The organism is Mesorhizobium sp. M0960, from assembly GCF_040319055.1.
Taxonomy (GTDB): Bacteria; Pseudomonadota; Alphaproteobacteria; order Rhizobiales; family Rhizobiaceae; genus Mesorhizobium.
The window spans coordinates 452,503-474,751 of sequence record NZ_JAMYNN010000002.1; the positions used below are offsets into that span (position 1 = coordinate 452,503).

A 22,249-nucleotide genomic window follows, 5' to 3' on the forward strand; every position below is an offset into this window, starting at 1 on the left:
GACGGCGGCGCGGGATGTCCGCGCCGCCGCTTGATCACTGCACGGCCTTGATGGCTTCGACCATGGCCTTCAGCTTGTCGTCCTTGACGTGCTTCTCGTAGACCGGGCCCATCGCGTCGATGAAGGGCTGCTTATCCGGCGTCGTGATCTGCGAACCGGCCGCCTCGACCTTGGCGCGCGATTCCTTGACCTTGGCGGTCCACAGCTCGCGCTGCTTGGCGACGCTCTCCTTGGCGGCCGCTTTGAAGATCGCCTGGTCTTCCGGCGTCAGCTTGTCCCAGCTCGACTTCGCCATGACGAAGGCTTCCGGCACCATCGTGTGCTCGTCGAGCGAATAGTATTTGGCGACTTCCGCGTGCTTGGCGGTGTCGTAGCTCGGAAAATTGTTCTCCGCACCGTCGATCACCCCGGTCTCGATCGCCGAATACACCTCGCCATACGGCATCGGCGTCGCGTTGGCGCCGAGTGCCGCCACCATATCGACGAAGATGTCGGACTGGATGACGCGGAACTTCATGCCGGCCATGTCGGCTACAGTGTTGATCGGCTTCTTCGAATTGTAGAAGGAGCGCGAGCCGCCATCGTAAAAAGGCGAGCAGCACCAGCCCGACCTGGTCGAACGCCGCCGCGATCTGGTCGCCGATCGCCCCGTCCATGACCTTGTGCATATGGTCTTCCGAACGGAAGATGTAGGGCAGCGAGGGTACGGTGGTCTCCGGGATGAGCCCGTTGAACGGCGCCATCGAGACGCGGTTGAGATCGATCACGCCGGTGCGCACCTGCTCGATCGTGTCCTTTTCCTCGCCGAGTTGCGCGGAAGGATAGAGTTCGACCACATAGCGGCCGGCCGTGCGCTCTTTCACGAGCTCGCCGAAATATTTGACCGCCTCGACCGTCGGATAGCCGTCCGGGTGTGTGTCAGACGAGCGCAGGACCGTCTGGGCGCTTGCCGTTCCGGCCAGCAGTGCGGCGGCAAGTAGCGTAGCTCCCGCCCGTCTTGAAAAATGCAGCATTGGTTTCCTCCCGTTTGAACGATGGCGGCAAGCGCCGTTAGAGCCGGTACGCCTTTTTCGCGAGCGTATAGGCAAGTTCCTGCGCCAGCTCGTGCGCCTCGTCCTCGCCGAGCCGATGCTCGGCGACGAGACGCGCCAGATATGCGCAATCGACCCGGCGCGCCACATCATGGCGGGCCGGTATGGATGGAAAGGCGCGGGTGTCGTCGTTGAAACCGACGGTGTTGTAGAAACCGGCCGTTTCGGTGGTCATCTCGCGGAACCGGCGCATGCCTTCGGGGCTGTCGTGGAACCACCAGGCCGGCCCGAGCTTCAATGCCGGGTAGACACCGGCGAGCGGCGCCAGCTCGCGCGCATAGCTGGTCTCGTCGAGGGTGAAGAGAATGATGGTGAGATCGCGCACCAGCCCGACACAGTCGAGCAGCGGCTTCAACGCCGTCACATAATCGGTTCGAGTCGGGATATCGAAGCCTTTGTCCCTGCCGAACTTCTGAAAGACAGCCGGCGAATGATTGCGCCAGGAGCCGGGATGGATTTGCAGGACCAGCCCGTCGTCACGGCTCATCTTGGCCATCTCGGTCAGCATCTGGGCGCGAAACAGCTTTCGCTCGCGCTCGTCGTTCGAGCCCCGGCGGATGCGGTTGAACAGCTCCTCGGCGGCGGCATCCGAGAGATTGGCGGTTTCGGCCGTCGGATGGCCGTGATCGGAGGAAGTCGCGCCAAAGCTCTTGAAGAAGGCGCGCCGCTGGCGATGCGCATCGAGATAGCCGGCCCAATTGCCGGTGTCGCAGCCGGTGATCTCGCCAAGCCGGTCGAGATTGGCCGAAAAGCCTTCGAAGTCGGGATCGACGATCGCATCCGGCCGATAGGCGGTGACGACGCGGCCCTCCCAGCCGCTGTCGCGGATCATCTGGTGCCATCTGAGATCGTCGAGCGCGCCTTCGGTCGTCGCGATGACCTCAATGTTGAAGCGCTCGAACAGCGCTCGCGGGCGAAAATTCTCCCACTGCAGCAGCGTCGCGATCGTGTCGTAGTGGCGGTCGGCCGTCTTGGCATTCAGCGGCTCGTCGATACCAAACAGATGGGCGAGCACATGGTCGAACCACAGCCGGGTCGGCGTGCCGCGGAACAGGTAATAATGCTCGGCGAAGCGCCGCCAGATCGTTCTGCCGTCGGTTTCCACCGGCGAACCGTCACGCGTCGGCACGCCAAGCTCCTCAAGCCGAACACCCTGGCTGAACAGCATGCGGAAAATGTAGTGGTCCGGCACGATCAGCAACTGCGCCGGATCGGGAAACGCCTCGTTGAGCGCATACCAGCGCGGATCGGTGTGGCCGTGCGGGCTGACGATCGGCAGGTCCTTGACCGCGGCGTAGAGATCGCGGGCCAGCGAAAGCGGGGGCGCCTCGGCGGCAAACAGCAAATCTGGATCCGTCAATGCGGCCACGTAAATCCTCCCAATCCGGACATCGGTAGGGTTGGAAAGAAATAATGTCAACATACAAAAAATGGGTTGTTGTATGATGACTTTTCGTCGGCCATTGCCCATTGTGCGTGACGGCAACGGGTGATACGCCGCCTGCCAACAGTGACCCAGCAACCTCGATCAGACACGCCGCGCAATGACCAATAGACGCCTTTCCAACAGCACGCTGAAGGCACTGCCGGCTTCGGTCGCGGTTCCCCGCTACGACCGCGGCGCTATTGCGCCAGGCATCGTCCATCTCGGCGTCGGCGCGTTCCACCGCGCCCACCAGGCGGCCTATGTCGACGACTGTCTGGCGGCTGGAGAGACAGGCTGGGGCATTGTCGGCGTGTCCTTGCGCAGTCCAGACACGCGCGACGCACTGGCGCCGCAGGATGGCCTCTACACACTGGCGATCAGGAGCAGCGTCGAAGAAGAGCTGCGCGTCGTCGGTTCGATCCTGTCGCTGCTGGTGGCGCCGGAAGATCCGGCTGCGGTGCTCGCCGCTCTGACCGATCCGCTCACCCGTATCGTCACGCTGACGATCACCGAAAAGGCCTATCTGAGGGCAGCCGGCGGCGGACTGGACAATACCCACCCCGACATCGTCCATGATCTGGCTAACCCGCAAATGCCACGAACGGCGCATGGTTTCCTGACGGAGGCGCTGTCGCGCCGCCGTGCCACCGGCATCCAGCCTTTCACCGTGCTCTGCTGCGACAACCTTCCGGCCAATGGCGCCACGCTGCACCGCCTGCTGGTCGAATTCGCCGCACTGCGCGATGCCAGGCTCGCCACTTCAGGCGATGCCAGGCTCGCCGCACACATCGCCGGCGTCGCCTTTCCGTCGAGCATGGTCGACCGCATCGTGCCGGCGACCACGGATGCCGACCGGGCGCGTATCGCCGTAGAGCTCGGCGTCGAGGATGCCTGGCCGGTGATAACCGAGCCGTTCTGCCAATGGGTGGTCGAGGACGACTTTCCGGCCGGCAGGCCGGCCTGGGAAAAGTTCGGCGTCACTATGGTCGGCGACGTCGGGCCGTTCGAGGACATGAAGCTGCGGCTGCTCAACGGCTCGCATTCGGCAATCGCCTATCTCGGCCTGCTCAGCGGCTACGACACGGTCGACCGCGCCTTTGCCGATCCGGCGATCCGGCAATTCGTCGACGGACTGTGGGCCGAGGCGATCCCGACGCTGCCGCAGGACGCCGGGCTCGATACGGCCGGTTACACGGCCCAGCTCGCCGAACGTTACTCGAACACGGCGCTGGCCCATCGCACGGCGCAGATCGCCAATGACGGCAGCCAGAAACTGCCACAGCGCATCGTCGCCTCGGCCGTCGAGCGGCTGAGTGCCGGTGATCCCCCAGCCCATCTGATGCTGGTGGTGGCCGCCTGGATCGCCGCTTGCGAGGCGCGCGGCAAGACCTTGCCCGAAGCCCATTTCACCGACCCGATCGACACTCGGCTTACGGCGCTCGGCAGCCGGCCGGCTGATGAAGCTGTGACAGCGATGTTCGATCTCGCCGGCTTCGCCAGGGACCATTCCCAGCGCATGACACTGATTGATCTGACGACAGCCCATCTCGAGCGCCTGCGGCGGGGCGGGCCTGCCGCTGCCTTGGCGGCGCTTGGCATAGGGAGTGAGAAGCCATGAGACAGACTTGGCGCTGGTTCGGGCCCGACGACCCGGTGACGCTTGCCCATGTCCGTCAGGCCGGCGCCGTCGGCATCGTCAGCGCGCTGCATCACCTCAATGACGGCCGCGCCTGGCCGGCGGACGAGATCGCCAGGCGCAAGGCAGAGATCGAGGCAGCAGGCCTGACCTGGGACGTGGTCGAGAGCATCGTCGTCCACGAGGACATCAAGACCCGCAGTGGCGACTGGCGCACCCTGATCGACAATTATAAGGCCTCGATCCGCGCCGTCGCTGCCGCCGGCATCAACACCATCTGCTATAATTTCATGGCGATCACCGACTGGACGCGCACCGATCTCGACTATCCGATGCCGCATGGCGGCACGGCGCTGCGCTTCGATGTCGTCGAGCTCTGCGCCTATGACGTCTTCATCCTCGAGCGAAAACGGGCGGAGGCTGATCACCCGCCGGCCCGTGTCGAGGCGGCGCGTGTGCGGCTGCAAGGCATGAGCGAAAGCGACAAGGCGAGACTGGAGCTCAACCTGATCGGCTGGGTGCCGGCGCGCGAATTCATCTTCGATCGAGCGAGCTTCCGCCGCGCCCTCGACCTCTACAAGGACGTCTCTACCGAAGGACTGCGCGAAAACCTGTTTGCCTTCCTGCGCGAGATCGTGCCGGTTGCCGAAGAGGCCGGCGTCAGGATGGCGATCCACCCCGACGATCCGCCTTTTTCGTTGTTTGGCCTGCCGCGCATCGTTTCCAAGGCAGCCGATGCCCGCGCGCTGCTCGACGCCGTCGCTTCGCCGGCTAACGGACTGACACTGTGTACCGGCTCCTACGGCGCGAGCGCGCAGAACGATCTGCCGGCAATGGCGAAGGCTTTCGCCGAGAACATCCATTTCGCCCATCTGCGCAATGTCACCAAGGAGCCCGACGGCTCCTTCCACGAAGCCGAGCACCTCGACGGCGACACCGACATGGTGGCGATCGTGTCGGCGCTGATTGGCGAGGAGCGGCGGCGCAAGGCGGCAGGCAGGGCGGACTGGCAGATTCCGATGCGTCCGGACCATGGCCATGCCATTGTCGACGACATCGGCAAGAAGGTGAACCCCGGCTATTCCTGCATCGGCCGCCTGAAGGGCCTCGCCGAACTGCGCGGCGTCATGCGCGCCGTGGAAGCGCTGACGGTGTGAGCTATTTGCCTGACGGATCCAATACTTGCCGGGAAGAATAGTCGACGCCTTTAGAATTCCAGAACAGCCGCACGGCCTTGCCGACCAGATTTTCACTGGGAATAAACCCGACGCTGAATCGGCTGTCGGAGGAATCGTCCCGATTGTCGCCAAGTGCAAAATAGTGGCCTGCGGGCACGATCCACGAGTTCGTGTTGTCCCCGATGGATGAATCTGTCAGGTTGAGAACGGTGTAGGACGCGCCCTCTGGCAAAGTTTCACGTTGAAGTTTGACTGGATCGGGGAACTCTTCGGACGAAAAAGAGCCGATATCCTCGAGCCCCACCGCTACCTCGTTGATGTAAAGCATCCCGTCGATGATCTGGATCTTTTCGCCCGGAAAGCCGACGATCCGCTGGATGTAGTTCACGCTCGGATCGGGCGGGAACTTGAATGCCATCACATCTCCCCTTTTGGGTTCCGCGCCCAATAGGCGCCCGTCAAATGAGAGCACGTTGAAGGGCACGCTGTAGCGACTGTAGCCGTATGCGGATTTGGACACGAAGAGATAGTCGCCCTCCCGCAACGTCGGCGTCATGCTGCCAGACGAGATCGAAAACGATTGGAACACCAACGAGCGGATTACAAACGCAGCCACGATGGAGGCGTAAAACGCCAACACGAACACCGACACCCCTTGCGCATACCATTTGTCCGGCTTGAACCGATGCGCAAAGGGAACAACGAGCGTCGCCCGCAGGATCATCAAGCCGATACCTGAAAAGTTGCCCGCCGCCGCAAGATCCATGCCCGGCACCACCGGAATTCCGATGTAGCAAAGCGCGATGCTGACAGCACTGATCACAAACAGGCTTATGACAGCCAGTTTGCCAGCGCCAATCCATAGAAATCCGCCAAACGGGCCGCCAAGGGCCGACACCAGGGCCGTCGACCATCTGGATCGCGAGACTGTTTCTTGTTGCACTGTTTGTTCTGTCATCGGCCCCCCACGCCAAGGCAGCCTGACTGTTCACCAAATAAAAAAGCGAGGCAAGCCTCGCTTTCTCGACGCCGAACTGATCCTTCGCGTTAAGCCGGCAGGATGGCGCCTTCAAGCGTGGTGAGCTGGTTAAGGAACTGCTCGGCCTTGCTGCGGGTCTGGTCGTCCTTGGCGTCGGCGGCGTCTTCCCTCGCCTCCTGGATGCGGCGGGCAAGCTCGGCGCGGTCGATGTCGCCGACGGCCACAGCCGATTCCGCCAGCAGCGTGCAGCCGGCCGGAACGATGTCGGCAAAGCCGCCGAACACCACGTAGCGTTCTTCCTTGCCGGAAGCGGTCTTCAACGTGACGACGCCCGGCTTGATCGTGGTCATGACCGGTGCGTGATGCGCCATCACGGTCATTTCGCCCTCGGCGCCTGGGATGACGACGGATTCGACCTGCTCGGAAACCAAGAGGCGCTCCGGCGAGACCAGTTCGAACTTGAAAGCTTCAGGCATGATCAATTTAGCGAATAGGGAATAGTGAGTAGCGAGTAGTGAAGAAACTCGTCCGGCTCATAGACCCCTATTCGCTACTCCCTATTCGCTATTCGCTTTGGCTTACGCCGCTTCAGCCGCCAGGCGCTGTGCCTTCTCGACCGCTTCCTCGATGCCGCCGACCATGTAGAAGGCGGCCTCCGGCAGGTGGTCGTAATCGCCGTTGCAAAGGCCCTTGAAGCCCTTGATGGTGTCGGCGAGGTCGACCAACTTGCCCGGCGCGCCGGTGAACACTTCGGCGACGAAGAAGGGCTGCGACAGGAAGCGCTCGATCTTGCGGGCGCGGGCAACCGTCTGCTTGTCCTCTTCCGACAGCTCGTCCATGCCCAGGATGGCGATGATGTCCTGCAGCGACTTGTAACGCTGAAGGATCGACTGCACCTGGCGCGCGACCTGGTAGTGCTCCTCGCCGACAACCATCGGGTCGAGCATGCGCGAAGTCGAATCGAGCGGATCGACCGCCGGATAGATGCCCTTTTCCGAAATCGCGCGGTTGAGCACGGTCGTCGCGTCGAGGTGGGCGAACGAGGTTGCCGGCGCCGGGTCGGTCAAATCGTCGGCCGGCACATAGATCGCCTGCACCGAGGTGATCGAACCCTTGGTCGTCGTGGTGATACGCTCCTGCAGCGCGCCCATGTCGGTGGCCAGCGTCGGCTGGTAGCCCACGGCCGAAGGAATGCGGCCGAGCAGCGCCGACACTTCCGAGCCCGCCTGCGTGAAGCGGAAGATGTTGTCGACGAAGAACAGCACGTCCTGGCCCTGGTCGCGGAAGTATTCGGCAACCGTCAGGCCGGTCAGGCCGACGCGCGCGCGCGCGCCCGGCGGCTCGTTCATCTGGCCATAGACGAGCGCGGCCTTGGAGCCTTCGCCGCCGCCCTTCTTGTTGACGCCGGACTCGATGAATTCGTGATAGAGGTCGTTGCCTTCGCGGGTGCGCTCGCCGACGCCGGCGAACACCGAGAAGCCGCCATGCGCCTTGGCGACGTTGTTGATCAGTTCCTGGATCAGCACCGTCTTGCCGACGCCGGCGCCGCCGAACAGGCCGATCTTGCCGCCGCGGGCATAGGGGGCCAGCAGGTCGAGCACCTTGATGCCGGTGACCAGGATCTGCGCTTCCGTCGACTGCTCGACATAGGTCGGCGCCGGCTGGTGGATCGAGCGCATCTCGATGCCGTCGACCGGGCCTGCCTCGTCGACCGGCTCGCCGATGACGTTGATGATGCGACCGAGCATGCCAGGGCCGACCGGCACGGTGATCGGCGCGCCGGTGTCATAGACGTCCTGGCCGCGAACCAGACCTTCGGTGGAGTCCATGGCGATGCAGCGTACGGTGTTTTCGCCGAGATGCTGGGCCACTTCGAGCACCAGGCGATTGCCGACATTGATCGTCTCAATCGCGTTCAGGATCGCCGGCAGATGTTCGCCGAACTGCACGTCGACAACAGCGCCGATGACCTGGCGAACCTTGCCCGCCAAGCCGGTTTTCTTGATGGTAGCGGCCGGCGTATTCACGGCGGCGGCCTTGATTGCTGCCGCCTTCTTGGCCGGAGCGGCCTTTGCTGCCGCCGGAGCCTTTGCTGGTGCCGCGGCCTTAGGGGCTGCCGTCTTCGGGGTCGCTGCTTTCGCCATCGTCTTTACCCTTTTCGTCTCTTTGTTTCTCACACGCTTGAGGTCGATGACCTCCTTGGGAGCGTGCCTAGAGCGCCTCGGCGCCCGAAATGATTTCGATCAATTCCTTGGTGATCTGCGCCTGCCGCTGGCGGTTGTAGGTGATCGACAATTTGTTGATCATATCGCCGGCATTGCGCGTCGCATTGTCCATGGCGCTCATCTTGGCGCCCATCTCGCCGGCAGCATTCTCGAGCAGCGCGCGAAAAACCTGCACGGAGATGTTGCGCGGGATGAGATCGGAGAGGATTTCGCCCGGCTCCGGCTCGTATTCGTAGACGGCGCTGCCGCCATCCTTCACTTCCGCGGCAGCCGAAACCACGCCCGCCGGGATAATTTGCTGCGCCGTTGGGGTCTGGCTGATCACCGACTTGAACTGCGAATAGAACAGCGTGCAGATGTCGAAGCCGCCTTCGTTGAACAGATGGATCACCTTCTTGGCGATGGCATCGGCATTGACGAAGCCCAGCGTCTTGACCTCGCGCAGATCGACACGCTCGATGATCAGCGCCCCGTAGTCGCGGCGCAATATGTCGAACCCCTTCTTGCCGACGCAGATGATCTTGACCTGCTTGCCGTCGGCCAGAAGCTTGCGGATGTGGTCGCGGGCAAAGCGGGCGATCTGCGAATTGAAGCCGCCGCACAGGCCGCGTTCGGCCGTGCAGACGACAAGCAGATGCACGTCGTCCTTGCCGGTGCCGGTCATCAGCGCCGGGGCATCGCCGCCGCCGCCGATCGCCTGGGTGATGTTGGCCAGCACCGCGCCCATGCGCTCCGAATAGGGACGCGCCGCTTCCGCCGCTTCCTGCGCGCGGCGCAGCTTCGCCGCGGCGACCATCTGCATAGCCTTGGTGATCTTCTGCGTCGCCTTGACCGAGGCGATACGGTTACGAAGGTCTTTTAACGAAGGCATGCTTCAAACCTGATCCCGTCCGGCCCACTCAAGCAAAGGTCTTGGCGAAGGCGTCGATCTCTGCCTTCAGCCTGGCGCGCAGATCGTCGGACAGCGCCTTCTCCTTGCGGATGCCGTCGAGCACGTCCTTGCCGGTCGAGCGCATGTGCGACAACAGCCCCTGCTCGAACTTGCCGACCTGGTTGATCGCCAGCTTGTCGAGATAGCCGTTGACGCCGGCGAAGATCACCGCGACCTGCTCCTCGACCTTGAGCGGCGAGAATTGCGGCTGCTTCAAAAGCTCGGTCAGGCGCGAGCCGCGATTGAGCAGGCGCTGCGTGGCGGCGTCGAGATCGGAGCCGAACTGCGCGAAAGCAGCCATTTCGCGGTACTGCGCGAGCTCGCCCTTGATCGACCCGGCAACCTGCTTCATCGCCTTGATCTGCGCCGAAGAGCCGACGCGCGACACCGACAGACCGACATTGACCGCCGGACGGACGCCCTGGAAGAACAGATTGGTTTCCAGGAAGATCTGGCCGTCGGTGATCGAGATGACGTTGGTCGGGATATAGGCCGACACGTCGTTGGCCTGCGTCTCGATGATCGGCAGCGCCGTCAGCGACCCGCCGCCATTGTCGTCGTTGAGCTTGGCGGCGCGCTCGAGCAGGCGCGAGTGCAGGTAGAAAACGTCGCCCGGATAGGCCTCGCGGCCCGGAGGACGGCGCAGCAGCAGCGACATCTGGCGATAGGCGACGGCCTGCTTCGACAGATCGTCATAGCTGATCAGCGCGTGCATGCCGTTGTCGCGGAAATATTCGCCCATGGTGCAGGCGGTGAACGGCGCCAGGAACTGCATCGGCGCCGGATCAGACGCGGTCGCAGCGATGATGATCGAATAGTCGAGCGCGCCGCGCTCTTCCAGCACCTTGACGAACTGCGCCACGGTCGAGCGCTTCTGGCCGACGGCGACATAGACGCAGTACAGCTTTTCCTTCTCCGGGCCGTTGTCGTGCACCGATTTCTGGTTGAGCATGGTGTCGAGGATGATCGCGGTCTTGCCGGTCTGGCGGTCGCCGATGACCAGCTCGCGCTGGCCGCGGCCGACCGGGATCAGCGCGTCGATGGCCTTGAGGCCGGTCGACATCGGCTCGTTCACCGATTTGCGCGGGATGATGCCGGGCGCCTTGACGTCGACGCGCTTGCGTTCGGTGGCCTGGATCGGGCCCTTGCCGTCGATCGGGTTGCCGAGCGCATCGACGACGCGGCCGAGCAGGCCCATGCCGACAGGCGCGTCGACGATGGCGCCGGTGCGCTTGACGGTATCGCCTTCCTTGATGTCACGGTCGGCGCCGAAGATAACGACGCCGACATTGTCGGCTTCGAGGTTGAGCGCCATGCCGCGGATGCCGCCGGGGAACTCGACCATCTCGCCGGCCTGGACATTGTCGAGGCCATAGACGCGGGCGATGCCGTCACCGACGGACAGCACCTGGCCGACTTCGGAGACCTCGGCCTCCTTGCCGAAATTCTTGATCTGGTCTTTCAGAATTGCGGAAATTTCCGCGGCGCGGATGTCCATCAGCCGACCTCTTTCAGTGCAAGCTTGAGCGAATTGAGTTTGGTTTTGAGCGACGTATCGATCTGGCGCGAGCCGATCCTGACCACCAGCCCGCCGAGCAGCGACGGATCGACGGTGACGGTGATCGCCACATCCTTGCCGGCGACGCTTTTCAGCGCCGCTTTCAGCTCGGTTTCCTGGGCAGGCGTCAGCGCATGCGCCGAGGTGACCTCGGCGGCGGTCTCGCCGCGGTGTTCGGCGGCGATCTGGCGGAACGCCTTGATCATTCCTGGCACGGCGAAAAGCCGGCGGTTCTGGGCAACGACGCGCAGGAAATTGCCAGTGAGGCCCGTGATCCCCGCTCTGTCGGCGATCGCGGCGATCGCCTTGGCCTGGTCTTCGCTGGAGAAAACCGGGCTCCTGATCAGCCGCGAAAGGTCAGCGCTGCCTTCGAGCATCGCTTCGAAACTGTTGAGGTCGGTCTCGACGCTGGCCACCGAATTGGCCTGCAGCGCGAGTTCGAACAGCGAACCCGCATAGCGTTCTGCGACACCTGAGATTGGCGATGACGATTGGGCCACGGACCGTCTTTTCTCTTGTCTGACAGGCCGCAGATTGTTGGCGCGAGCAAAAACTCTGGCTAAATCTTTGACCTTACTGCATTTTTCCAAGCACGGAGGCGCGGCTTCCGCTATCCCCGGTCGAAAGTCGATTGCCGTCTAGCACAGGCATTTTCAGACCGCAATGCGTCGTCCGGCATGGTTTTCAGGCACTATTGTCGCATCCGCTCGCCGAGTTCAGCAACCAACCCCGGATTGCTCTGTGATTCAGGGCAAAAAGCCGAAGGCGAACGCGAGCGGCAGCGCCGCCAGCACCAGCTCGACGACGATGGATGCCCAGTTGAACGGCGTATTGGCGCCGTCCGACATCATCGACAGCAGCCGGCCGAAGGCGGTGAATAGCCAGGAGAAGCCGAGCGCCATGTAGAGCAGCGGCTGCGCCAAGAGGATGCAGCACAGGCTGACGCCGAGATAGAAGCCCGACATCCGGCCGCGCCCCTCGGCGATCGCCGCTGCCTTCTCCGGTCTGACCTGCAGCCGCAGGATGCGGAACGCCAGCTGTGGAGCCAGGAATAGCAACAGGCCGAGCAATAGAGTCGCGACCGCGCTCGACCATGCCAGCCACTCGCCCTGGCTCATCGGCCATGGAAACGCAAATTCCATCCTTGTCCCCTCGTAAATGGATATTCAAAATTTCGGGCATTCTAGCGAAGCAACTGACATGCGCCAGATGGGCCGTCGGCAATTTGCAGGGCGCGTCAGCTCAACGCGAGCGCGACCGTTGTCTCGACCGGGCTAACAGGACGTTAAACAATGGGCTGTTTTTTTCTGCACAATTCCTATATTGTGACTACATGAGACCACAAGGGGTTCCGCGCATGAAGACGATGCAACTGCGAGAGGCAAAGGCCAGTCTTTCCGCGCTCGTGGAGGCCGCTGAGAACGGTGAGCCCACGGTTATCACCAAGCACGGCAAGCCCGCAGTCATGGTGGTGCCAATCGGTGAGGGACGGAAACTTTATCCGCAGAACAGCCAAAAAGACTTCGTGGATTTCCTGCTTCGGTATCCAGGCGGCATCGAGCTTGAGCGAAACGAATCGCCGTCGCGGGAAGTGGAGTTTTGACCGGCTATCTGCTTGATACGTCTTTTCTCTCGGCATTTGCACCTGGTCGGCCTCTGCTTCCGTCACACGTGCAGAACTGGGTTGCCGTACAAGGAGAACGCGGCTCTTGGCAGCTCTCGTCGATCGTCATCTTGGAGGTGGAACGAGGAATCGCGAAACTGAAGCGGGCGGGCGGGCATATGAAGGCGGACCGCATCAATGAGTGGTTCGAAAGGTTGCTTCTAGAGTTCAACCAGCGCATCCTTCCCATCGATTTAGCAATCGCGCGAGAAGCAGGAAAACTGGAAGACGCCACTATCGCCAGAGGCGCCAATCCGGGTCTGGCGGACATTCTGATCGCAGCTACCGCCCGTTTGCACGGCCTGTCAGTTTTGACGGCCAACACCCGGCATTTTGCGATTCTCGATGTGCCTTACCTGAACCCATTCACCGAACGCGTCTCGAAAGGGTAATTCGACACCTTACAAAAAGCTTTGCGGGTCGATATCGACCTGGACCCGCACCGAGGCCCTTATCTTCGGTCCCTCGGCCAGCATGGTGCGGATGAACCCTTGCATGTCGGCGCGCCGCTCGCCCTGGATCAGCAGGCGAAAGCGATGGCGCCCGCCGATCAATGACAGCGGCGCCTCGGCCGGGCCGAGCACGAACAGGTCGGTGGCTTGCGGCGCGGCACGGCGCAGGCCGCGGGCGTGCCCTTGGGCTTCCGCCCGGGTCGCGCCGCTGACGATGACGCCGGCGAGCCGGCCGAAGGGCGGCAGCCCAGCCCGCTCGCGTTCGGCGATCTCGCGCTCGTAGAAGGCCTCGGCATCGCCGGAGACGATCGCCCGCATCACCGGGTGGTCGGGTTGGAAGGTCTGCAGCAGGCCAAGGCTCTTCTTGCCCGTACGGCCGGCGCGGCCGGTCACCTGGCTGAGCAGTTGGAAGGTGCGCTCCGCGGCGCGTGGGTCGCCATTGGCCAGGCCGAGATCGGCATCGACGACACCGACGAGCGTCATGTTGGGGAAATTGTGGCCCTTGGCGACGAGTTGCGTGCCGATGACGATGTCGGCCTCGCCATTGGCTATGGCTTCGAGCTCGAGCCGCAGCCGCCGCACGCCGCCCATCAGGTCGGACGACAGTACGATGGTGCGGGCATCAGGGAAATGCGCGACGACCTCCTCGGCGATGCGCTCTACGCCCGGCCCGCAGGCGACCAGATGATCGAGCGTGCCACATTCCGGGCAGGCCTCGGGCCGGCGTTCATTGTGCCCGCAATGGTGGCAGACGAGCTGACCGCGAAAGCGGTGCTCGACCAGCCAGGCCGAGCAGACCGGACAGCCGAAGCGGTGGCCACAGACCCGGCAGAGCGTCAGCGGCGCATAGCCGCGCCGGTTGAGAAACAGCAGCGACTGTTCCTTTCTTTCCAGCGTCTGCCGTATATGGCCGAGCAGTACAGGCGACAGGAAGCCGCCGCGTGCAGGCGGCGCACGGCGCATGTCGATCGTCTTGAGATCGGGAAGTGCCGCCTCGGCAAAGCGCGCCGAAAGCACCGCCCTGCTGTAGCGGCCCTGGCTGGCATTGACCCGGCTTTCGACCGACGGTGTCGCCGAGGCGAGCACGACCGGAAACCCGCCGATATGGCCGCGCACCACGGCCATGTCGCGCGCGTTGTAAAAGACGCGATCCTCCTGCTTGTAGGCGGGGTCGTGCTCTTCGTCGACGACGATCAGCCCAAGCTCCCTGAACGGCAGGAACAGCGCCGAGCGCGCGCCTGCGACCACCCGCACGCCGCCTTCCGCCACCTGCCGCCAGACCTTTTCGCGCATTCTTGGCGGCAGGTCCGAGTGCCACTCAGCCGGCTTGGCGCCGAACCGCTCCTGAAAGCGCTCGAGGAAGGCGTGGGTCAGCGCGATTTCCGGCAGCAGGATCAACACTTGCGTGCCGCGATCGAGCGCGGCCGCAACCGCCTCGAAATAGACCTCCGTCTTGCCGGATCCGGTTACACCGTCGAGCAGGGTGACGCCGAATATGCCGGCCGCGACATTGGCGCGCAGCATCTCGGCGGCATCGCTCTGGTCGGGCATCAGTGCCGGCACGGCGTAGCCGGGATCGGGTGCTGCGACCACCGGCCGCGGCGGGATCATCACCGTCTCGAATACCCCCTGCGCCCTCAGCCCGTCCACCACCGTCGACGACACGCCTGCCGCATGCGCCAGGCCCGACCGCGTCCAGGCGAGCCCACCTTCGGCCGTTTCCAGCACGCGCGTCCTCGCCTCCGTCATCCGGTCGGGCTTGGCGAAGGTGCGCTGCAGCCCTTCGATCCACGGCTCCGGATCGAACGCCTCCGGCGCCCTGAGCAGCATGCGCGCCACCATGCCGGGCGGCGACAGCGTGTACTGCGCCACCCAATCGACAAAACGCCGCATCGCGCGGTCGATCGGCGGGCAGTCGAAAACCTGCTCGATCGGCCGCAATTTCTTCGCGTCGACCTTTTCGACGGCGCCGTCCCAGACGATGCCGGCGACCTGGCGGGGCCCAAGCGGAACGCGCACGATCGAGCCCGGCACCACGCGCATGCCAGCCGGCACAGCATAGGTGTAGGGGCGCTCAGCAGGCATTGGGACCAGCACCGGTGCGGCCGCGACAAAGGGCGAATCTTCGATCATGAGGCGTGACCTTGCCCCGACTTTGGTCTAGATCAAAGTCCGACCCCGAATGTGCATGACCTGCACATGAAAAATCTTCAGGAGACCGCCATGAAATTTTTTGTCGACACCGCCGATGTCAAGGAAATCCGTGAGCTGAACGATTTGGGGCTGCTCGACGGCGTAACCACCAATCCGTCGCTGATCCTGAAATCGGGCGGCAAGATCGCCGACGTCACCAGAGAGATCTGCGAGATCGTCAAGGGACCGGTCTCAGCCGAAGTCGTTGCCACCGAGTACAAGGATATGATGGCGGAGGCCAAGATCCTGGCCAGGATCGCCGACAATGTCTGCATCAAGGTGCCGCTGACGCTCGACGGCCTGAGAGCCTGCAAGGACATCCGGTCGGACGGCCGCATGGTCAACGTCACGCTGTGCTTCTCGGCCACCCAGGCGCTGCTCGCCGCCAAGGCCGGCGCCTCCTTCATCTCGCCCTTCGTCGGCCGCATCGACGACAGCGGTTGGGACGGCATGGAACTGATTGCCGATATCCGCACCATCTACGACAATTATGATTTCCAGACCGAAATCCTGACCGCTTCTGTGCGCACGGTGAACCATGTCAAACAGGCGGCGCTGATCGGCGCCGACGTCATCACCGCCCCGCCGGCGACGCTCAAGGCGCTGGTCAAGCACCCGCTGACCGACAAGGGCCTGGAGCAGTTTCTCGCCGACTGGGCAAAGACCGGCCAGAAGATCGGCTGAAGCGAAATGTCCTACGTCGAACAAAAAAGGCCGAGCAATCGGCCTTTTGCTGACAGCGCAATCCGCCACAGACGGAGCGCTTCAATCCAGGATGGAAAGACCTAGCTTGCCGCCGGCTTGCCGTGCTTGATCAGATCTTGGGCGATCGACAGCCGCAGCACATCCGCCAGTTCGCGCGCCGCGCGGTTCTCGGCGTCGATCTGCGCCCGATACGACGCGAATTCCTGGCGCGGCCTATCGTATGAGGACGGGATAGAGCGCTTGCCCCTCGCTATGACCGTGCCGGTCTTGGCATCGCTCAGCACATAGTTGGCGGTCAGCGTCACTGTGCCGGCGGTCGGCTCGTCCTCGTCGGTCGTGACCTGCTCGATTGCCGCCGATTCGACGAGTTCGGAGACGCCGAGATCAAGCGAATAGACCGGCGAAGCAGGCTCGCCGGCGCCCTGGCCGAGCGCGAAGATCAGATTGTTGCGGACCTGCTGGGCGTAGCGGGTCTTGACCGGCTTGACCGAGATCGATGCCAGTTCGGCAGCAGCGCCGACCTGAGAGCCGGCGATCAGCGGCGCGCTTGAATAGAGCGGCCGCACCGTGCAGGCGGAAACCAGCGCCACCGAAGCGAGCAGCCCGTAGAGCATGATACGGCGCGGCGTCAGCTCCGCTTTTTTCGGATCAGGCAACAACATTGACGATCCTCTGCGGCACGATGATCACCTTGCGCGGTGCCTTACCTTCGAGCGCTTTCTGCACGAAGTCGAGAGCCAGAACCGCTTTTTCGACCGCACCTTGGTCCGCGTCGCGGGCAATTGTCAAATCGCCGCGCTTCTTGCCGTTGACCTGGACCGGCAGCACGATCTCGGCGTCGACGACAAGCGAGGGATCGTAGTCCGGCCAGGGCCGTTCGGCGACAAGGTCGGTGCCGCCGAGCGTCTGCCAGCACTCCTCGGCCAGATGCGGCATGACCGGCGCGATCAGGTGCACCAGGATCTCAACGGCTTCACGGCAGGCCGCTTGGAGCGCCGGACCGGCCTTGCCTTCGGCTGCCTCGTTGAGCGGTACGGTCAAGGCATTGGCGAGCTCATAGATACGGGCGATGGCACGGTTGAAGGCGAGCTTTTCAATATCCTCGCCGACAGACTTGAGGATCTTGTGCGCGGCCTTGGACACTGTTCCGGCCTCGCCGTCCTTCGCCGCCTCTGGCCGAACTCCGGCGAGCGAATCGGCAGCCGTCAACACCAGCCGCCAGATGCGCTGGATGAAGCGATGCGCGCCGGCCGCACCCTCGTCGGTCCATTCGACATCGCGTTCGGGCGGCGAGTCCGACAGCATGAACCAGCGCGCCGTATCGGCGCCGTAGCCGTCGGTGATCTCTTCCGGGCTAACGGTATTCTTCTTCGACTTCGACATTTTTTCGAGCGGACCGATCACCGCCTCTTCGCCAGTGGCGATTTCGAAGGCGCGGCGCTTGCCGTCGGCGTCCTCCAGCCTGACCTCGCTCGGCGCAAGCCAGCGGCCGTTCGAGGCGCCGCCAACCCGATAGGTCTCGTGCACCACCATGCCTTGCGTGAACAGGCCCCTGAACGGCTCGGCGAGATCGACATGGCCGGTCTCGCGCATGGCGCGGGTGAAGAAGCGCGAATAGAGCAGGTGCAAAATGGCGTGCTCGATGCCGCCAATATACTGGTCGACCGGCAGCCATTCAGTCGCGGCCTTGGGATCGGTCGGATCGTTGGCCCAGGGCGCGGTGAAGCGCGCGAAATACCACGACGAATCGACGAACGTGTCCATCGTGTCGGTTTCGCGCCGCGCATCCTTGCCGCAACGCGGGCATTTGACGTGCCGCCATGTCGAATGACGGTCGAGCGGATTGCCCGGCCGGTCGAACTCGATATCGTCAGGCAGCCTGACCGGCAGGTCGGCTTTCGGCACCGGCACAACGCCGCAATCCTCGCAATGGATCATCGGGATCGGGCAGCCCCAATAGCGCTGGCGCGAAATGCCCCAGTCGCGCAGGCGGAAATTCACCTTGCGCTCGGCCATCGGCCGGTTGCCGATGGTCTTCTGTTCGAGCAGCTTCGCCACCTCGTCGAATGCCTGATCCGGCTTCATGCCGTCGAGGAAGCGCGAATTGATCATCACGCCGTCGCCGACATAGGCCTCGTCGATGATCTGGAAGCTTCCTTGATTCTCGCCTTCCGGCATCACCACTGGAATGACCGGCAGGCCGTATTTGTTGGCGAAGTCGAGGTCGCGCTGGTCACCGGACGGGCAGCCGAAAACGGCGCCGGTGCCGTAGTCCATCAGCACGAAATTGGCGACGTAGACGGGCAGCGTCCACTTCTCGTCGAACGGATGGACGACGCGGATGCCGGTATCGAAGCCCTTCTTCTCGGCCGTCTCCAGGGCCGCCACCGACGTGCCCATGTGGCGGACCTCGTCGATGAACTTTGCCAGCGCCGGATTGTCTTCGGCCGCCTTTTTGGCCAGCGGATGGTCGGCCGCAATCGCCATGAAGGAGGCGCCGAAGATGGTGTCGGGCCTTGTCGTATAGACTTCGAGCTCATGCTCGCCGGCGACTGGCTTGGCCAGCGGCCAGCGGATCAGCAGGCCTTCAGAACGGCCGATCCAGTTCGCCTGCATCAGCTTCACTTTTTCCGGCCAATCGTCGAGCTGGTCGAGCGAATCCAGCAGATCCTGCGCATAGTCGGTGATCTTGAAGAACCATTGCGTCAGCTCGCGCTGTTCCACCAGCGCGCCCGAGCGCCAGCCGCGCCCGTCGATGACCTGCTCGTTGGCAAGCACCGTCATGTCCTCCGGATCCCAGTTGACCTTGGAGGATTTGCGCGTCACCAGGCCCTTCTCGACGAAATCGAGGAACAGCATCTGCTGGCGGTGGTAATAATCGACATCGCAGGTAGCGAACTCGCGTGCCCAATCGAGCGACAGGCCCATGACCTTGAGTTGCTCGCGCATGGCAGCGATGTTCTGATAGGTCCAGTCCTTGGGATGGACCTTGTTCTGCATTGCTGCGTTTTCGGCTGGCATGCCAAAGGCATCCCAGCCCATCGGGTGCAGCACGTTGAAACCCTTGGCCCGCTTGTAGCGTGCCACCACGTCGCCCATCGTATAGTTGCGGGTATGGCCGATATGGATGCGCCCCGACGGATATGGGAACATCTCCAGCACGTAGTATTTCGGGCGCGGGTCGTCGTTGTCGGCTTCGAACAGCTTCTTGGCGTCCCAGGCGTTCTGCCATTTGGGCTCTGACGCGCGCGGATTGTATCGTTCGGTTGCCATCGGGTGTTTTTCACTTAAAAGCATGCGCGAGCCGCCGGACAATGCCCGGGCGGCTCAGGAAATGTCGTCGCGGTGTTCACCATGGATTACCGGACCCGTCAACTGCGGCGATCCGGCGAAAAGCCAAACACAGGCAGGATATAGGCATGGCGAGCGCCGTCGAACAGCTTTTCACCGTCAAAGCAAGGATCGCCACTGCCGAGCGCGAGGCCGGGGCGGTGACGCTGGTTGCGGTCTCGAAAACCTTCGATGCCACCGATATCCGTCCGGTTATCGAGGCCGGCCAGCGCGTCTTCGGCGAGAACCGCGTCCAGGAGGCGCAAGCCAAGTGGCCGGCGCTGAAGGAAGCTTTCCCCGACATCGAGCTGCACCTGATCGGGCCGTTGCAATCGAACAAGGCAAAGGAAGCGGTGGCATTGTTCGACGTCATCGAAACCGTCGACCGTGAAAAGATCGCCGCCGAACTCGCCAAGGAAATCGCCAGGCGGGGCCGGTCACCAAGGCTGTATGTCCAGGTCAACACCGGCTCGGAGCCGCAAAAGGCCGGCATCGAGCCGCGCGAGGCCGTCGCCTTCGTGGCCCGCTGCCGCTCGGTTCACGCCCTCGCCATCGAAGGGCTGATGTGCATTCCGCCGGCGGACGAGAACCCCGGTCCGCATTTCGCGCTGCTAGAAAAGCTTGGGCTTGAGGCCGGCGTTGACAAGCTCTCTATGGGCATGTCCGGCGACTACGAAACGGCGATCGCCTTCGGCGCGACCAGTGTCAGGGTTGGATCGGCGATTTTCGGCGCCAGATGAGGCGCAGCCGGCCTTAGGCCACAGGCTGACGCTGACTATGCCAGCAATAGAAACGGAACGTTTCGTTCCTATATGGTTCGAGTTATCCCAAAGCCTCTGGAGCCACCATGCGTTACAATCAACTTGGAAATACGGGGATGTTCGTCTCCGAACTTTGCCTCGGTACGATGACATTCGGCGCGGCCGGCGAGAATGCCCAATGGGGCCTGATCGCCAGCCTCGACCAGGAGGGCGTCGACGAGATCGTCGCCCGCTCGCTCGCCGCCGGCGTCAATTTCTTCGACACGGCGGATGTCTATTCCTTCGGCGCCTCGGAACGGCTTCTCGGCCAGTCGCTGAGAAATCTCGGCGTCAATCGGCAGGACGTGATCATCGCCACCAAGGTTCACGGCGCCATGGGCGGCGGCCCGAACCAGCGCGGTTCTTCGCGCGGCCATATCATGGATTCGATCGAAGGTAGCCTCGAACGGCTGCAGCTGGACCATATCGATCTCTATCAGCTGCACGGCACCGACACGGTCACGCCGATAGACGAAACGCTGCGGGCGCTCGACGACCTGGTTGCCGCTGGCAAGGTCCGCTATGTCGGCGTCTCGAACTGGCAGGCCTGGCGCATCGCCAAGGCGTTGGGTATTGCCGAGCGCAAGGGCTTTGCCCGTTTCGAAACCGTCCAATCGTATTACTCGATCGCTGGCCGCGATCTCGAGCGCGAGATCGTGCCGCTGCTCAACGACGAGAAGCTCGGGCTGATGGTCTGGTCGCCGATGGCTGGCGGACTGCTCTCGGGCAAGTACGGACCCGGTGCCCCCGGCAATGGCGAAGGTCGCCGCGCCAGCTTCAATTTCCCGCCGGTCAATGAGGACCGTGCCTGGGCAGCGGTCGCCGTCATGCGCGAGATCGCCGCTAAGCACGGCGTCAGCGTCGCCACGGTGGCGCTCGGCTTTGTCCTGGCCAAACCGTTCGTGATGAGCGTCATCATCGGCGCCAGCCGCATGGACCAGCTGGAACAGAACCTTGCGGCAACCGAGTTGAAGCTCGATGCCGACGATCTTGCTCGTCTCGACGAAGTCAGCGCGCTCCCGCCCGAATATCCGGGCTGGATGCTCGAACGCCAGGCGGCGGGCCGCAGGCCGGCGCCGTTCACGCCAAAGAAGTAGTTCCTTGTCGACGTGACATTTCGGCAGCCAAATTCGGGAGCCAAGTGGCTCCCGAATGCCTTCCGCTTCAGCCCAGCCGCGCGGTTTCGGCCAGGAAATCTAAAATGGCCCGTACCCGCGCCGGCAAATGCTTGCCTTGGCCGACATAAACCGCATGGGTCAGTTCCTCGTCGCCGGGGTTGAACTCTTCCAGCAGCGGCAGCAGCCGGCCGGCGGCAATGTCGGCCTCCACGTGCCAGCGTGCCAGCCGGGCGATGCCCGCCCCTGAGAGCGCCATCAACCGCATCGCCTCGCCGTCGCTGACCAGCGTGTTTCCAACGATCGATATGGTGATCGGCTTGCCGGCCGCGTCGACAAAAGGCCAGCCCTCGACGTGGCGCACGAAGCAGAAGCCCATCCGGTTGTGACGATCGAGATCGGCGGGCGTCTTGGGTGTGCCACGCGCTTCGAGATACGATGGCGCGGCAACGACGACCACCCGGCTCTGCCCGAGCTTGCGCGCCACTAGCCGTGATTCGCCGAGCGGGCCGGCACGTATGGCGACGTCGGCGCGCTCCTCCATCAGGTCGATAACACTGTCGGTCAACACCAGATCGACCGAGATTTCGGGGTATCGTTCTAGAAAACGCGGCAAAAGCGGGATCAGCCGGTGCTGCCCGAAAGGCACGTAGCTATTGATCCGCAGCCGGCCACGCGGCGCGGCGCCCGCCGCTGCCTCGCGCTCGGCTACCGCCATGTCGGCCAGGATGCGCACGCCGCTGTCGAAGAAGGCCGCCCCTTCCGGTGTCAGTCGCAGCTTGCGCGTCGAGCGGATGACCAGCCGGGCGCCAAGACGCCCCTCCAGCCGCGCGATCAGCTTGCTAACCGCCGACGGGCTCATGCGCAGCGCACGTGCAGCGGCCGAAAAGCTGCCGGCCTCGACGACGCGGACGAACACTTCGATCTCGCCGGAGCGGTTGATGTCGGGCCTGGCCATTGGTGAATC

19 protein-coding genes and 1 pseudogene are annotated in these 22,249 nt (G+C 63.4%); 7 read left to right on the forward strand and 13 right to left on the reverse strand.

The window, feature by feature from the left end; genetic code table 11:
- Positions 1 to 34: 34 nt before the first annotated feature.
- Positions 35 to 1,013 (reverse strand): annotated as a pseudogene (locus NKH63_RS07290) (TRAP transporter substrate-binding protein).
- Positions 1,014 to 1,050: 37 nt separating this feature from the next.
- On the reverse strand, positions 1,051 to 2,460 hold the full coding sequence (gene uxaC / locus NKH63_RS07295; protein WP_352917752.1) for a glucuronate isomerase: 1,410 nt from the start codon (positions 2,458 to 2,460) through the stop codon (positions 1,051 to 1,053).
- Positions 2,461 to 2,635: 175 nt separating this feature from the next.
- On the opposite strand from uxaC, the gene NKH63_RS07300 reads away from it, so the two are divergent.
- Positions 2,636 to 4,135 (forward strand): mannitol dehydrogenase family protein, encoded by a 1,500-nt coding sequence (locus tag NKH63_RS07300; RefSeq protein WP_352917753.1) that lies wholly within the window; start codon positions 2,636 to 2,638, stop codon positions 4,133 to 4,135.
- Positions 4,132 to 5,310: a mannonate dehydratase gene (gene uxuA, locus NKH63_RS07305; protein WP_352917754.1), complete on the forward strand. Its 1,179-nt coding sequence runs from the start codon at positions 4,132 to 4,134 to the stop codon at positions 5,308 to 5,310. Before NKH63_RS07300 ends, uxuA begins: the two co-directional genes overlap by 4 nt.
- Position 5,311: 1 nt before the next feature.
- Here uxuA and lepB read toward each other — a convergent pair whose 3' ends face one another.
- The 7 genes from lepB to NKH63_RS07340 all read right to left on the reverse strand — a co-directional run bounded on the left by lepB (position 5,312) and on the right by NKH63_RS07340 (position 12,166).
- On the reverse strand, positions 5,312 to 6,289 hold the full coding sequence (lepB, locus tag NKH63_RS07310) for a signal peptidase I (RefSeq protein ID WP_352917755.1): 978 nt from the start codon (positions 6,287 to 6,289) through the stop codon (positions 5,312 to 5,314).
- 89 nt (positions 6,290 to 6,378) lie between these two features.
- Positions 6,379 to 6,786, reverse strand: coding sequence for a F0F1 ATP synthase subunit epsilon (locus NKH63_RS07315; protein ID WP_023719703.1), 408 nt, complete (start codon positions 6,784 to 6,786; stop codon positions 6,379 to 6,381).
- A gap of 102 nt (positions 6,787 to 6,888) precedes the next feature.
- The gene (atpD, locus tag NKH63_RS07320; protein ID WP_023719704.1) at positions 6,889 to 8,454 is read right to left on the reverse strand and encodes a F0F1 ATP synthase subunit beta; all 1,566 of its coding nucleotides are present in this window, start codon (positions 8,452 to 8,454) and stop codon (positions 6,889 to 6,891) included.
- 67 nt (positions 8,455 to 8,521) lie between these two features.
- Positions 8,522 to 9,406: a F0F1 ATP synthase subunit gamma gene (locus tag NKH63_RS07325; RefSeq protein ID WP_352588186.1), complete on the reverse strand. Its 885-nt coding sequence runs from the start codon at positions 9,404 to 9,406 to the stop codon at positions 8,522 to 8,524.
- A 28-nt stretch (positions 9,407 to 9,434) separates the two neighbouring features.
- On the reverse strand, positions 9,435 to 10,964 hold the full coding sequence (atpA, locus tag NKH63_RS07330) for a F0F1 ATP synthase subunit alpha (protein WP_352917756.1): 1,530 nt from the start codon (positions 10,962 to 10,964) through the stop codon (positions 9,435 to 9,437).
- Entirely contained in the window at positions 10,964 to 11,524 is a 561-nt protein-coding gene (locus NKH63_RS07335) for a F0F1 ATP synthase subunit delta (protein ID WP_023719707.1), read from the reverse strand. Before NKH63_RS07335 ends, atpA begins: the two co-directional genes overlap by 1 nt.
- Before the next feature lie 246 nt (positions 11,525 to 11,770).
- Entirely contained in the window at positions 11,771 to 12,166 is a 396-nt protein-coding gene (locus NKH63_RS07340; protein ID WP_023719708.1) for an AGROH133_08824 family phage infection protein, read from the reverse strand.
- Between the two features lie 215 nt (positions 12,167 to 12,381).
- Between NKH63_RS07340 and NKH63_RS07345 the strand changes: the two genes are divergently transcribed.
- Positions 12,382 to 12,627: a type II toxin-antitoxin system Phd/YefM family antitoxin gene (locus NKH63_RS07345; protein ID WP_023719709.1), complete on the forward strand. Its 246-nt coding sequence runs from the start codon at positions 12,382 to 12,384 to the stop codon at positions 12,625 to 12,627.
- Positions 12,624 to 13,079, forward strand: coding sequence for a type II toxin-antitoxin system VapC family toxin (locus NKH63_RS07350; protein ID WP_352917757.1), 456 nt, complete (start codon positions 12,624 to 12,626; stop codon positions 13,077 to 13,079). Before NKH63_RS07345 ends, NKH63_RS07350 begins: the two co-directional genes overlap by 4 nt.
- Before the next feature lie 9 nt (positions 13,080 to 13,088).
- On the opposite strand, the gene NKH63_RS07355 is transcribed toward NKH63_RS07350, so the two are convergent.
- Positions 13,089 to 15,272 (reverse strand): primosomal protein N', encoded by a 2,184-nt coding sequence (locus NKH63_RS07355; protein ID WP_352917758.1) that lies wholly within the window; start codon positions 15,270 to 15,272, stop codon positions 13,089 to 13,091.
- A gap of 90 nt (positions 15,273 to 15,362) precedes the next feature.
- On the opposite strand from NKH63_RS07355, the gene fsa reads away from it, so the two are divergent.
- On the forward strand, positions 15,363 to 16,016 hold the full coding sequence (gene fsa, locus NKH63_RS07360) for a fructose-6-phosphate aldolase (RefSeq protein ID WP_023719712.1): 654 nt from the start codon (positions 15,363 to 15,365) through the stop codon (positions 16,014 to 16,016).
- A 101-nt stretch (positions 16,017 to 16,117) separates the two neighbouring features.
- Here fsa and NKH63_RS07365 read toward each other — a convergent pair whose 3' ends face one another.
- Complete coding sequence (locus NKH63_RS07365; RefSeq protein ID WP_023719713.1) at positions 16,118 to 16,699, reverse strand: LPS assembly lipoprotein LptE; 582 nt, start codon at positions 16,697 to 16,699, stop codon at positions 16,118 to 16,120.
- A complete protein-coding gene (gene leuS, locus NKH63_RS07370; protein ID WP_352917759.1) occupies positions 16,686 to 19,310 on the reverse strand; it encodes a leucine--tRNA ligase in 2,625 nt (874 codons plus the stop codon). The genes NKH63_RS07365 and leuS overlap by 14 nt, the downstream gene beginning before the upstream one ends.
- Before the next feature lie 146 nt (positions 19,311 to 19,456).
- On the opposite strand from leuS, the gene NKH63_RS07375 reads away from it, so the two are divergent.
- Both NKH63_RS07375 and NKH63_RS07380 read left to right on the forward strand, forming a co-directional pair.
- Complete coding sequence (locus tag NKH63_RS07375; protein ID WP_352917760.1) at positions 19,457 to 20,107, forward strand: YggS family pyridoxal phosphate-dependent enzyme; 651 nt, start codon at positions 19,457 to 19,459, stop codon at positions 20,105 to 20,107.
- A gap of 107 nt (positions 20,108 to 20,214) precedes the next feature.
- Positions 20,215 to 21,264, forward strand: a complete 1,050-nt coding sequence (locus NKH63_RS07380; protein ID WP_352917761.1) for an aldo/keto reductase — start codon at positions 20,215 to 20,217, stop codon at positions 21,262 to 21,264.
- Between the two features lie 67 nt (positions 21,265 to 21,331).
- Here NKH63_RS07380 and NKH63_RS07385 read toward each other — a convergent pair whose 3' ends face one another.
- Complete coding sequence (locus tag NKH63_RS07385) at positions 21,332 to 22,240, reverse strand: LysR family transcriptional regulator (RefSeq protein ID WP_023719717.1); 909 nt, start codon at positions 22,238 to 22,240, stop codon at positions 21,332 to 21,334.
- Between the last annotated feature and the right edge of the window lie 9 nt (positions 22,241 to 22,249).

Bases quoted from the DNA above. Each gene is read 5' to 3' on its own strand.
- NKH63_RS07300 (WP_352917753.1), top strand. From the start codon at position 2,636: ATGACCAATAGACGCCTTTCCAACAGCACGCTGAAGGCACTGCCGGCT.
- uxuA (WP_352917754.1), top strand. From the start codon at position 4,132: ATGAGACAGACTTGGCGCTGGTTCGGGCCCGACGACCCGGTGACGCTT.
- lepB (WP_352917755.1), bottom strand. From the start codon at position 6,289: ATGACAGAACAAACAGTGCAACAAGAAACAGTCTCGCGATCCAGATGG.
- NKH63_RS07315 (WP_023719703.1), bottom strand. From the start codon at position 6,786: ATGCCTGAAGCTTTCAAGTTCGAACTGGTCTCGCCGGAGCGCCTCTTG.
- atpD (WP_023719704.1), bottom strand. From the start codon at position 8,454: ATGGCGAAAGCAGCGACCCCGAAGACGGCAGCCCCTAAGGCCGCGGCA.
- NKH63_RS07325 (WP_352588186.1), bottom strand. From the start codon at position 9,406: ATGCCTTCGTTAAAAGACCTTCGTAACCGTATCGCCTCGGTCAAGGCG.
- atpA (WP_352917756.1), bottom strand. From the start codon at position 10,964: ATGGACATCCGCGCCGCGGAAATTTCCGCAATTCTGAAAGACCAGATC.
- NKH63_RS07340 (WP_023719708.1), bottom strand. From the start codon at position 12,166: ATGGAATTTGCGTTTCCATGGCCGATGAGCCAGGGCGAGTGGCTGGCA.
- NKH63_RS07345 (WP_023719709.1), top strand. From the start codon at position 12,382: ATGAAGACGATGCAACTGCGAGAGGCAAAGGCCAGTCTTTCCGCGCTC.
- NKH63_RS07355 (WP_352917758.1), bottom strand. From the start codon at position 15,272: ATGATCGAAGATTCGCCCTTTGTCGCGGCCGCACCGGTGCTGGTCCCA.
- fsa (WP_023719712.1), top strand. From the start codon at position 15,363: ATGAAATTTTTTGTCGACACCGCCGATGTCAAGGAAATCCGTGAGCTG.
- NKH63_RS07365 (WP_023719713.1), bottom strand. From the start codon at position 16,699: ATGTTGTTGCCTGATCCGAAAAAAGCGGAGCTGACGCCGCGCCGTATC.
- leuS (WP_352917759.1), bottom strand. From the start codon at position 19,310: ATGGCAACCGAACGATACAATCCGCGCGCGTCAGAGCCCAAATGGCAG.
- NKH63_RS07375 (WP_352917760.1), top strand. From the start codon at position 19,457: ATGGCGAGCGCCGTCGAACAGCTTTTCACCGTCAAAGCAAGGATCGCC.
- NKH63_RS07380 (WP_352917761.1), top strand. From the start codon at position 20,215: ATGCGTTACAATCAACTTGGAAATACGGGGATGTTCGTCTCCGAACTT.
- NKH63_RS07385 (WP_023719717.1), bottom strand. From the start codon at position 22,240: ATGGCCAGGCCCGACATCAACCGCTCCGGCGAGATCGAAGTGTTCGTC.